Here is a 12106-nt window from a genome sequence, read left to right as displayed (position 1 = left end):
TTTCAGAGATTTAAGTAATCAGGTAGTTTGGGCCTATTCGCTAAACCTTCTTCAATTATACGCAATACATGGTCTCTTTCAGCACCAACAAGTGGTAATCTTGGCGCACGAACATTCTCTGTTCCAATGCCTGTGGCTACTTCAGCCAGCTTAATATTTTGAACCAACTTGGCATTAATGTCTAGTTCTAGGAGCGGGAGGAACCATCGGTATATCTCTAGAGCTTCTTCGATTCTTCCAGCCTTTTTAAGTCGATAGATAGCAACAGTCTCATGCGGGAAGGCACAAACCAAACCAGCTACCCATCCGCCTGCACCCATGAATAAACTTTCTAGGGCTAAGGTATCGACACCTGAAAGGATTTTAATCCTATCTCCAAAGCGATTGATCATCCGTGTGATGTTAGAGATGTCTCTAGTAGATTCTTTAACGGCCTGGATATTCTCACATTCGATCAGCTCTTCGAACATGTCGAGCGTCACTTCAATTTTATAGTCGACAGGGTTATTGTAAACCATTATAGGTAGGTCTGTCGAGTTGGCTACGGCCTTATAATAGGTTACGGTTTCCCTGTCATCAGCTTTGTATCGCATAGGAGGAAGCATCATCAATCCGCTGGCTCCATTAGTTTGAGCTTTTTCGACTGCCTTGATGGCACCTTTCGTGGTTTGCTCGGCAATGTTCATAATCACAGGTACTTTGCCATTGCAGATGTCGGCTGCGGTCCTGACTAGTACGTCCTTTTCGTCTTCCATTAAGGAGCTAGCTTCCCCGAGCGTTCCACCCAGAATTATACCATCAACACCAGCAGAGAGCTGTGCCTGAATATTGGTTTCGAACATTTGAAGATCCAACTGATCGTCAGAAGTGAATTTTGTGGTGACTGCTGGGTAAACACCTTCCCATGCTACTTTCATAATGCGTTTTTTAAATACGCTTCAAATGTAGGTGGAAAACAGTCTGGTTTACATTCGTATATTTGCAAAAACTGATATGATATTATCATTCTTAATATTTAGAAGTGATAAATAGGGATTAAATCGTATTGATGAAGCCGCTTCCATTCAAAATTCCTAAAACCGAGCAAGTATCCTTTCACACCCAGATAGATGAGGAAAAGTACTTCTATGATACCCTTCATCAGCATCCTGAAATTCAGGTGACTTTAATTGAGGAAAGTCATGGGACGCTGATCTATGGAGATTACTTGGGTAGTTTTGAACCTGGCGATGTGTTTGTAATTGGACCGAATGCTCCGCATGTCTTTAGAAATGATGCTAGCTACTATACCTCCGGTAGTGAAAAAAGGGCCAAAGCCCTCACGTTTTTCTTTGATAGAAACACTTTGGGAGCTTCATTTTTAGATTTGCCAGAAGCGAAGGGACTAGCTGGGTTAATTGAAGAAGCGGGTAGAGGAATGAAGTTCTCAGGTAAGAATATTGAGTTACTGAGGGAGAAGACTCGAAGCTTGTTCAAGCTTAAAGAGCTTGATCGGATCATAGCCTTAATAGAGGTGCTTAAGGATTTGTCAATCAATGATGACTTCGACTATTTATCTGGTCAGTTATTTACAAAAAAGGTTAACGAAATAGAGGGTAAAAGACTTAACGATATTTTCAACTTTACCATGCTGGAATATTCGAGACCAATTCAGTTGGTTGAGGTTGCTGAAGTAGCCAATATGACCAAAACAGCCTTCTGTAGATATTTTAAACAACATACCCGCAAGACTTATCTGGATTTTTTAAATGAATATAGAGTCGGTCAGGCCTGCAAAATGCTAACGGAACGAGATAAGCCGATTGCTCAGATCGCTTTTGAATGTGGGTTTAATAACCTGAGTAATTTTAACAGGAGGTTTAAGGTGGTAAAGGGTGTCCCACCTACAATCTGGTCAAATCTATTTGACTAATCGAGAACTATGGCTCTCTTATCCATAAAAAGGTAGTTCTTATTAGAGGTACTCAGTTCCTTTTCTAGGTTAGTAAGTGATTCGTGGATTTGGATATTAGTTTTATCGGTCCGTTCAAAAAAATCAGCATCATGAATGGTAGAGGTTTCTGGTGTTAACCTATGAACGTTACCTCTAACGGGCTCTACTTTACCATAGACTGACATGAAAATTCCAATGCCTATTTGCCCCAATGGACAAAAAAGTGCAATGGTTGTTGTCATTTTTCGTCCATCACTTATCACAGCATCTGCAGTGAATTCTGTCATCATCATTCTTTTCTCAGATAATAGAGTCTCATAAAGAATCATGATTCTAAGACGGGCTTCGTAAATATCACTCGGTGATACTTTTTGACTTTTTGGTAATTCTAGGTGAGTGCAGAGCTTATCTAAGACCATTGATGCATCAATAAATTGCCTCAGGTCTTCTTTTGCTTCATGATCATTAAAATCAATTCCAAGTCTCAAGTTTGTTGGACCTTGGATTCTAAACTCTCCAGTTTTGGAACGGTAAACATTTTTAAGGACTTGAGCGAAGGAGCTGTGTGTGATTATTTCAACAGCTTCTTTGCTTTGAAGAAGCGGTGTAAAACTGGCTTTATGAGTGTCGAACGAAATAATGAGATCAAAAATTTTTCCATCAATCCTAGTCTTGGTTATATTCTTTCCTTGTTCAAATGGTGATGAGGATATGGTCACCTCGAACCAGAATTTTTTACCCTCGAAAATAAAGCAGGACCGAAGCTTTTTTTCATCAATTTTCGTAAAAAAGAGATTACCGTTTTTGGTGGATAGATCCTTAAGTTCAATAGGGATGCCAAATCTTTCATCGTAAATTTTTAGGGTATCAAATGGCACCTTAGACTCTTTGTAGAGAGTGGAGTCCACAATTTTTTTAAGATCTGATTTTGGAAAGGTAACTTCGAAACGTCTACCATTATTCTCGTAACCTATATTTTCAATTATTCCTTTTTTCCATTCTCTGTAACTGTGAAGACCTTGAGGGAGATGCTTGGTTAAACTAGTATAGAGGCTTTCGGAAGTTGAGCCCTTGACCTTATTGGATTCATTGTATGTTACAAGCAGGCTTTTTTTATTCAGTTGACTTTCTCCTTTCAATGACAACTCACGGAGCTTTTTTAATGTCCGCGAAATTAATGCTTCATCAAAGTGTACTAGGTAAATTCCCTTAGGTTCATTGCTTTTAGAGAATATCATAAAGATGAAAAAGCAAGGTTCATTAGTCCCTAAAAAGCGTTTTAAGTTTGATACTTTTACTTGAGAACCTCTTCTATCTGATTCACTGGATTTAACTTGAACATAAGCCCTTATTGGAATGGGAGCCAAATCTAAAGGACCGTTCGCTTCTGCCTTGTCAGGGAACTCAACTAAAAAGTCCCAACCTGTTTTGTCAATCTGAACTTTATTGGGCGTAATTCCTATTCCATGGCAATAAGCCTCAAACTGTGCCTCACCAAGATTTCCTAGGTCTCTTTCCATTGTGTATGCTTAGCTAAAGCTAAGAAATAACTCAATCGAATGAAATCACTTAAAAGCTAGCCCAATAGTTGATTGACAATTGCTTCGAAATCCAAACTTTCCGAATTATCCTCAATCCCTGGTCTGGAGAGTGCTTCATCCATAATGGCTTGTTGTTTGTCACCTCGGGCAATGGCTTCGGAGTAACGATAATCACTGAAGGTAACCATTGAGTAGAGTGGCACCCATTTGTCTGGGTAGAGTGCATTCAGCTTTTTCTCAATCTTCTTCTGTAGCACGAACTTTTCGTCAGCTACCTTATCTCGCATTTCGATAAAGTTGTAGAGCGCGAGGTCGGCAATGGCATTGCCATCAGGAATTCTAAGGTCTTGATATTCTTTAAGCAGGGCATCATTGATATCACCGTGCTTTTCTAAGAGCTGATCAAAGACATAACAGTCTTCAAAACCTGAGTTCATGCCCTGCCCATAAAATGGAACTATAGCATGAGCGGCATCACCAATCAAGGCTGTGTTTCCTTTGACCCACGGGGAGCACCTGACGGTAATCAAGCTTGAAGTTGGGTTCTCGAAGAACTCCTTTTTCAAGTTCGGTAGAAGAGGAACGGCATCCTTGAATTTGTCATTGAAGAAAGCTTCTACATCGGCTTCTGTTTTGAGTGCATCAAAGCTTATTTCTCCTTCAAATGGAAAGAATAGGGTGCAGGTAAAGCTCTTATCCAGATTAGGCAGCGCAATAAGCATGTACTCACCTCTTGGCCAAATGTGCAAGGCATCAGGGTCAATGGCAAAGTCACCATCTTTTGTTGCTGGCATTGTCAGCTCTTTGTAACCTGCTGAGATGTATTCCTGAGAAAAATTAAAGCGATCTGTCTTTTGCATTGCGCCCCTCAAGGCTGAAAAGGCTCCGTCTCCCCCAAAGAGAAAATCTGAGCTTACCGACTGTCCATTTTCAAAGGTTGCGGTTGCCGAATCAAAGTCCACATCCAGGCATTTATGATCAAAGCGAATTTCTACGCCATGTGCTTCGGCTTCATCCATCAAGAGCCAGTTAAGGCCACCTCTGGAAACCGAATTGATGTATTGACCTTCTTTCCCATAAGGCTGAAAATCTAGATTGCCTTGTAAATCGTGAATCATCCTGCCAGGCATTGGGATGCAGCTCTCTTGAATTTTATCTTTGAGGCCAACTCTATCGAGTGCCTTCAGTCCTCGGTGGCTTAGTGCCAGATTAATGGATCGTCCACCAATTGCCCCAGCCTTCCGCATATCAGGTCTTCTTTCAAAAATCGTTACCTGATAACCTCTTTTGGCGAGCATGATGGAAAGTAAAGAACCCACCAGTCCGGCTCCTAGAATGCTGATTTTCTCCTTTTTGCCTTCCATAGCTACATCTTTTCTAAGTGCTCTCTGAGTAGTCGAGCAAAGTGAAACACATCTTCAAAAGTGTTATATAATGGGACAGGCGCCACCCGTATTACATTTGGTTCTCGCCAGTCAGCAATGACTCCATCCTTGGTCAAAGCATCGAAGAGCTGCTTGCCATTTTTATGACAGAAAATTGAGAGTTGACAGCCTCTTTCTTCTGGATTACTGGGAGTAATGATTTCAAAGATTTGATCCTCACCGCTTAGCTGATTGACTAGGAATTCCATGAATCCGGTCAGTTTTAAACTCTTGCTGCGGAGCGCTTCCATGCCCACTTCGTTAAATATTTCAAGAGAAGCTAAGTGTGCTGCCGTGGACAATACATTGACATTACTCAACTGCCATCCATCGGCACCGGGCATTGGTTTAAAGCCCTTCTTCATTTGAAAGCGCTCCGATTCGTTGTGGCCCCACCAGCCTGCAAAACGATTTAAAGAATCGTCATGAGCGAAGCGTTCGTTCACAAAGATTCCAGATACATTTCCTGGACCTGAATTGAGGTATTTATAAGAACACCAAGTGGCAAAGTCTACACCCCAATCATGTAAGGAGAGTGGCAGGTTTCCGAAAGCATGGGCCAAATCAAAGCCAACCAATGCCCCAACTTCATGACCCACAGTTGTAATGCTTTCAAGATCAAAGAACTGGCCAGTATAGTATTGAACTCCTCCGATCAGAACCAAAGCGAGTTCGTCACCCGTTGATTTGATCTCCGCAAGAATGTCCTCCGTTCTAAGGATGTGCTCACCCCCTCTAGGAGTCAATTCAATTAAAGCTTCATCAGGATTTAATCCATGAAACTTCAATTGGGTTTCAAACATGTATTGATCTGATGGAAAGGCTCCAGCCTCACAAATAATTTTGTATCGAGAAGCTGTTGGCTGATAAAATGAGGCCATCAACAGGTGAAGATTCACCGTTAGGTTGTTCATTGAAACTACTTCCAATGGTTTGGCACCAACTATTTTTGCTAGCGCTTCCTTACTGAACTTGTGGTAATGTGCCCAAGGCTTAGTGTGTCCTTCGAAATGACCTTCAACACCCAGGGTTTCCCAACCTTTTAATTCCTCTTCGATGAATCCACGAACAGATTTCGGTTGCAGTCCCAATGAATTGCCAGTGAAGTAATAGCTGTCTTTTCCATTGACTTGCGGAATATGAAAGCGATCTCTATAAGACCTTAGTGGGTCGGCTGCATCCAGCGCTCTAGCGAATGAAAGACTATTTTCAAAGTTCATTAAAACAAGCTTGTTTGATTCTGGCCAGGCATACTTTCTTCTAACCTTAATAGCCATTCTTTTTTGTCGAGCCCACCGGCATAGCCGGTGAGACTGCCGTCAGTTCCAATTACACGATGGCATGGGATGATGACGGCAATTGGATTTTTACCATTGGCAGTTCCAACAGCTCGAATCTTTTTAATATCTCCAAGGGAAATAGACTGCTTGGCGTAGGTCGAAGTTTTTCCGAAGGGAATATCTAAAAGAGCCTCCCAAACTTGCTTTTGAAAATCTGTGCCATCAGGATCTAGTGGTACATTAAACTCTTTACGCTTTCCAGCAAAGTACTCCTTTAGCTGCTTTTTGCAGTTTCTTACTACTAAAGGAACGGGTCCATCGGTCTCTCTCTCTTCTCCCTCCACAAAGCTGACTCGCTTAATGTGGTCGTTTTCACCAACGATTTTGATTTTGCCCAGAGGGCTATCCATATATGATATGGCAGTATCTTTCATTATTCAAACTGACTTTTTGGAAGGTCTAGCCATTCCAGTGTGGCATTGCAAAAAATATCTTCTACTATCTCATCAGAGAGTCCCATCTCCTCTATATAAGCACCAATTTCAAGGTCTCCTAATGGGAAAGGGTAGTCGGAGCCTAAGGTGATTCTTTTTGACCCCTGTACTTCCAGTACGTACTTCAATAGCAATGGATCATGTGTGATGCTATCGATCCAAAATTTACCCAAGTACTCCCTTGGGTTGACGGGATTGTCGATGGCCACAAGATCTGGTCTACAGTTGAAGCCATGTTCAACTCTTCCTAAGGTGGGGAGAAATGATCCGCCAGCATGGGAGAAGTTTACTCTTAGGTTCGGTAATCTTTCAAGTACTCCCCCAAAAATCATGGAACAAGCCGCCCTTGAAGTTTCCGCAGGCATTCCTACAAGCCATGGTAGCCAGTAGCGCTCCATGCTATGAAAGCCCATCATATTCCAGGGGTGAACCATAATGGCCATATCTAAGCGCTCACAAGCTTCGAAAATAGGGAAGAAGCGAGGGCTGCTCAGGTTCTTATCGTTAATGTTTGAGCCAATCTGAATGCCCGGAAGGTTAAGCTCATTTTTGCAACGCTCTAATTCTTGAATGGCCAATTCCTCATCCTGCATAGGGATAGTAGCCAGGCCGATGTAGTTCTTTGGATACTTTCGGCAAAGATCAGCGATGTCATCATTCAGGAAGCGAGAAACTTCCAATGCATCCTCGGGTTTTGCATCGTAAGAGAACATCACTGGTATGGTACTCACTACCTGCACTTGAGTGCCGTGTGTAGCATACTCTTCAATACGCTCCTCACCATCCCAACAGTTAGACTGAATCTCACGAAAGAACTTTGTGCCTTTCATCATCATCGCGGCCCCTTCCTTATGGTGGTGGAGGTTAATGAAGTCACCATATCCAAACTTCTCTGTCCACTTGGGCAGATGCTTTGGAATGATGTGGGTATGCATATCGATTTTTAGCATTTGCTAGATTTTGGTATTTGGTTACTAGTATTTGGTCTCATTTTAGGTAGCTGATAAATCCGTTAATGAGTTTTTTAACTGAGAGAATTTCAGACTTGATTTTCTTAAAACTCTCATCGTTCAGGTAGTTCAAGTCATAAGCAATATGGGCTTGCGTCTCAAGTTCAAATGCCGACCCTCTTGCAATATAGAGGAAACGCTTCTTGTCAGGGTTGGTATTTCTACCTATTCCTTCGGCAATATTTGATGGGATAGAGACGGCAGCTCTACACATTTGGTCAGTCAATCTATAATTCTCTTTTTGAGGGAATTGCTCTGTGACTTTATAAACCGTATTAGTGAGTTTTTTGGAAGCTATCCATACTTCTAATTCAGTAAAATCTTTGAGTGAACCCATAAACTAAAAACCAAATACTTAATATCTATTCCACAAACCTTGGATCAGCTTCCATAGTGTGACCGCAACTCTTACAGGTTCTTAGGTCTTCTGAACCATAGAATTCTTTGAACCTTGGCAGAAAGTCTTTCTCAATATTGGTTAGTGGGAAATAAGTATCATGCAGCTTGTTGTTGCAGTTGTCACAAAACCACATGAGGCCATCAGTATGCTCAGGTTTTCGGACACGTTCGATCACTAAACCGATAGAGCCTTCTGATCGCATGGGAGAGTGGGGCACCTTTGGTGGGTGCAAATACATATCGCCTGGGCCAAGTGGGATATCGACTGCTTTTCCATCTTCTTGAATTCGGACCGTAATGTTTCCTTCCAGCTGATAGAAAAGTTCTTCCGTCTCATTGTAGTGATAATCTTTTCTGGCGTTCGGTCCAGCAACTATCATGACAATGTAATCGGTCCCTTCAGGATACAGGTTTTTGTTACCTACGGGAGGCTTCAGTAAATCGCGATTATCTTCAATCCATTGATTCAGATTGAAAGGTCTTTTAATGCCCATTTCCTTTCTATTTAGCTTGCCTCTAAAATACAGAAAATCACGGTAGGACTAAACCCGATTTTCATAACTTTGGTTGATAGCCCAAAACTTATGGATCTTAACTTAAATGGAAAAAATGCCTTCGTATGTGGTAGTACGCAAGGAATAGGCAAAGCAATAGCCGAAGAATTGGCCAACCTTGGAGCCAGCGTTACTTTATGCGCTCGTAACGAGGAAGTGCTGAGTCAGGTGAAGTCTGAACTTTTTCACACTTCTGGTCAAAATCATCAAACATTAGTGGCCGACTTTTCGAAACCAGATCAATTAAAATCTGCGATTGACGAGCATCTGGGTCAAGGAAGTGTATATCACATTCTGATTAACAATACAGGAGGTCCTCCTGGTGGTCAGGCAATTGATGCTGGTATAGATGAGTTCAGAATTGCCTTTAATCAGCACTTGATTTGCAATCAAATTCTCGCCCAAGCGATGGTTCCTGGTATGAAAGATTCGGCTTATGGTCGGATTGTCAATATCATCAGTACCTCGGTCAAAGTGCCATTGCAAGGCTTAGGTGTTTCGAATACGATTAGAGGCGCAGTTGCCAACTGGTCTAAGACTTTGGCAAACGAATTGGGCCAGTTTGGAATAACAGTTAACAACGTTCTACCGGGAGCAACTTCTACACAACGCCTAAGCTCGATCATTGAAAACAAGGCTAAGAAAACTGGAAAGAGTATCGAAGAAGTCGATGCTGCAATGAAAGCCAGCGTGCCTGCCAAGCGTTTTGCGGATGCCAAGGAGGTGGCAGCGGCAGCGGTGTTCTTAGCAACTCCATCAGCCGGTTACATCAATGGTGTTAACCTTCCGGTTGACGGAGGAAGGACGGGGAGCCTTTAACATGTCGAATGCGCCCGTCATAGATCTCCATTGCGACCTTTTGGTGTATTTGCTCATGAATAAGAATGCGAGTCCTGAGACCAAAGCATTTGGTGCAGGGTTTCCGTTTCTAAAAGAGGGCAATGTCAAAATGCAGGTGATGGCCATCTACACTGCTGTGGAGGAAGCCAGTTCAAGAAATGGTGTAGCACAATCTGAAATTTATAAGCGATTATTGACCGACTATTCTGCCGATATCTATCAGGCGGATGCCCAATTTGATTCGTCTAACGACCGAATAGGAATAGTTGCTTCTCTAGAAAGTGCGTCTGGTATTTGCAATGAGGAGGAGCCACTAGACAATGCCTTCAAAAACTTGGAGACCATTATATCCAATGTAGAGAGGTTGTTTTATATCAGCTTTACACATCATACTGAAAATCGTTTTGGGGGTGGAAACTACGCGACAGCTGGACTAAAGCCTGACGGTGAAGCCTTGCTAGATTATATGGATGGAAGAGAAATTGCGGTTGATCTTTCGCATACTTCCGATGCCTTGGCCCATGACATTCTCGACTACACCTATAAAAAGGGGCTTAAGGTTCCTGTAATAGCAAGTCATTCTAACTTTCGCGAAGTATGGGATCACCCAAGGAATTTAACCAAGGCGAACGCACAGGAGATTGTCGATAGAGGAGGGCTTATTGGTATCAACTTTCTACGTGCATTTTTGAATAATGATGATGCTAATGCGCTGCTCGATCATGTGAAATATGGTTTTGATTTAAAAGGTGGTGAGCAGGCAATGGCGTTTGGTGCGGACTTCTTTTATACTGGTGACTTTCCCGACCCTGCGAGAGATCCTTATTACTTTCCTGAGCATGAGGATGCCTCAAAGTATCACGGAATTCTGAATCAACTTGAACAAGATTTAACAAGTGATCAGTTATCAAGACTGGCACATAAAAATGTGGAAAGATTTATCGTTTCTAACTGGAATTAACAATGGAGATCATTAAGAATTACATTAATGGAGAGTTGGTAGAGGCTGCAAATGGCCAATCATTTGACAACTACAACCCTGCCAATGGTGAAGTCTACAGTCAAATTCCCGATTCCACATCCAAGGACATTCAGCAAGCTGTTGATGCGGCTTCTGATGCTTTTCCAGCTTGGTCTAAAACCAGCAGAAAGGAGCGCTCTGATTTGATGCTTAAGGTAGCCGACCTGATAGATGCGAACCACGACCGTCTGGCCGCGGCTGAATCAAAAGATAATGGAAAGCCTATCAAGCTAGCGAGTCGGGTAGATATTCCCAGAGCTTCGGCCAACTTTAGGTTCTTCGCAACGGCAATCCTTCATGAGTCGACTGAAGCACATCAAAGTGATCAGGATGCGATTAATATGACATTGAGATCTCCAATAGGTGTGGTGGGCTGTATTTCTCCATGGAATCTTCCCTTGTACTTGTTCACCTGGAAGATAGCACCTGCCATAGCTACTGGTAATACCGTAGTGGCCAAGCCTTCTGAGATTACCCCGATGACTGCTTTTTTATTGTCGGAATTATGTATTGAAGCGGGGCTTCCAGCAGGCGTGTTGAACATAGTCCATGGTACTGGTCCGAATGCAGGTCAAGCCATATCAGAGCATCCAGAAATTAAGGCAATCTCTTTCACAGGGGGAACAGAGACGGGTAAACGAATTGCGGCAACTGCTGCACCAATGTTTAAGAAACTCTCTTTAGAACTGGGAGGAAAAAATCCGAACATCATATTCGCAGACTGCGATTTCGAGGAGGCTTTGAAGACATCAGTTCACTCTAGTTTTGCCAATCAAGGCCAAATTTGCCTCTGTGGGTCAAGGATCTTTGTGGAAAGGTCTATTTATGACAAGTTTAAAGACGCCTTTGTTGCTAGGGTAGATAAGCTGGTTGTAGGCGATCCTGCTAGTGAAGGCTCTAATTTGGGAGCTGTGGTCTCTAAGCCACACATGGAAAAGGTATTGGGCTTTATTGATCTTGCCAAAAAAGAAGGTGGAACGATTCTCACCGGAGGTAACCAGGTTCATCTAGATGGAGATTTGGCCAAGGGTTATTACGTAGCACCGACAGTTATTGAAGGCTTATCGCATGATTGTCAAACAAATCAGCAAGAAATTTTCGGCCCAGTCGTTACCATTACACCATTTGACAGTGAAGAAGATGTCTTGGCTATGGCAAACAGTACGGAATATGGGCTTTCTGCCACCGTTTGGACAAGCAATTTGCATAAAGCCAACCGTGTGAGTTCTGAATTAAAAGCAGGAATCGTTTGGGTCAATTGTTGGCTATTTAGAGACCTGAGAACCCCCTTCGGTGGTGTTAAGAAAAGTGGTGTTGGTAGAGAGGGAGGATGGGATGTTCTTAACTTTTTTACAGAGAAGAAGAATGTGTGTATAAAACTGTAAGGTTGGGACGTACAACAAAAAAGTGTATTTAAATGACCACAACAGCTTCTAGAGCATTTTGTTCGTTTTTTTTGAAATTATTGATTTGTTAAATTTTATTTAATTAAAAATCCTACTAACTTTGATTTTACAGTACGGGGGATAGTAGACCCGAACTGGAATTTGAAATAACATTTACCGCCCGGTAAATTAAAGATAAGTCTGGGTGTAGGAATCGAAAGATTC

12 protein-coding genes are annotated in these 12106 nt (G+C 42.3%); 4 read left to right on the top strand and 8 right to left on the bottom strand.

All coding sequences use genetic code 11. From position 1 onward, the window contains the following. Positions 1-2: 2 nt before the first annotated feature. Positions 3-917: a dihydrodipicolinate synthase family protein gene (locus J4E76_RS13125; protein ID WP_208504862.1), complete on the bottom strand. Its 915-nt coding sequence runs from the start codon at positions 915-917 to the stop codon at positions 3-5. 131 nt (positions 918-1048) lie between these two features. On the opposite strand from J4E76_RS13125, the gene J4E76_RS13120 reads away from it, so the two are divergent. Further along, positions 1049-1912, top strand: a complete 864-nt coding sequence (locus tag J4E76_RS13120; protein WP_208504859.1) for an AraC family transcriptional regulator — start codon at positions 1049-1051, stop codon at positions 1910-1912. On the opposite strand, the gene J4E76_RS13115 is transcribed toward J4E76_RS13120, so the two are convergent. From J4E76_RS13115 to J4E76_RS13085, 7 genes are read right to left on the bottom strand one after another with little or no spacing between them, the layout of a single operon-like run. Next, complete coding sequence (locus tag J4E76_RS13115) at positions 1909-3453, bottom strand: DUF4365 domain-containing protein (protein ID WP_208504857.1); 1545 nt, start codon at positions 3451-3453, stop codon at positions 1909-1911. The genes J4E76_RS13120 and J4E76_RS13115 overlap by 4 nt on opposite strands. 56 nt (positions 3454-3509) lie before the next feature. Beyond that, complete coding sequence (locus tag J4E76_RS13110) at positions 3510-4838, bottom strand: NAD(P)/FAD-dependent oxidoreductase (protein ID WP_208504855.1); 1329 nt, start codon at positions 4836-4838, stop codon at positions 3510-3512. A 2-nt stretch (positions 4839-4840) separates the two neighbouring features. After that, entirely contained in the window at positions 4841-6175 is a 1335-nt protein-coding gene (kynU, locus tag J4E76_RS13105; protein ID WP_236017455.1) for a kynureninase, read from the bottom strand. Continuing rightward, complete coding sequence (locus J4E76_RS13100; protein WP_208504853.1) at positions 6118-6612, bottom strand: methylated-DNA--[protein]-cysteine S-methyltransferase; 495 nt, start codon at positions 6610-6612, stop codon at positions 6118-6120. The genes kynU and J4E76_RS13100 overlap by 58 nt, the downstream gene beginning before the upstream one ends. Further along, a complete protein-coding gene (locus tag J4E76_RS13095) occupies positions 6612-7622 on the bottom strand; it encodes an amidohydrolase family protein (protein ID WP_236017454.1) in 1011 nt (336 codons plus the stop codon). Before J4E76_RS13095 ends, J4E76_RS13100 begins: the two co-directional genes overlap by 1 nt. A gap of 37 nt (positions 7623-7659) precedes the next feature. Beyond that, complete coding sequence (locus J4E76_RS13090; RefSeq protein ID WP_208504852.1) at positions 7660-8019, bottom strand: four helix bundle protein; 360 nt, start codon at positions 8017-8019, stop codon at positions 7660-7662. 25 nt (positions 8020-8044) lie between these two features. Next, a complete protein-coding gene (locus J4E76_RS13085) occupies positions 8045-8575 on the bottom strand; it encodes a 3-hydroxyanthranilate 3,4-dioxygenase (protein ID WP_208504850.1) in 531 nt (176 codons plus the stop codon). Between the two features lie 90 nt (positions 8576-8665). On the opposite strand from J4E76_RS13085, the gene J4E76_RS13080 reads away from it, so the two are divergent. The 3 genes from J4E76_RS13080 to J4E76_RS13070 are packed head-to-tail and all read left to right on the top strand — an operon-like array spanning position 8666 to position 11881. Then, positions 8666-9454 (top strand): SDR family oxidoreductase, encoded by a 789-nt coding sequence (locus tag J4E76_RS13080; RefSeq protein ID WP_208504848.1) that lies wholly within the window; start codon positions 8666-8668, stop codon positions 9452-9454. Position 9455: 1 nt separating this feature from the next. Beyond that, positions 9456-10436, top strand: a complete 981-nt coding sequence (locus J4E76_RS13075) for a dipeptidase (protein WP_208504846.1) — start codon at positions 9456-9458, stop codon at positions 10434-10436. A 2-nt stretch (positions 10437-10438) separates the two neighbouring features. Further along, positions 10439-11881, top strand: a complete 1443-nt coding sequence (locus tag J4E76_RS13070; RefSeq protein ID WP_208504844.1) for an aldehyde dehydrogenase — start codon at positions 10439-10441, stop codon at positions 11879-11881. Positions 11882-12106: the final 225 nt, after the last annotated feature.

It is taken from the genome of Roseivirga sp. E12, from assembly GCF_017592825.1.
In the GTDB taxonomy this organism is placed as follows: Bacteria; Bacteroidota; Bacteroidia; order Cytophagales; family Cyclobacteriaceae; genus Roseivirga.
Note: the sequence above shows the minus strand (reverse complement) of the source record. Positions and strands in the feature narration are given on the sequence as shown.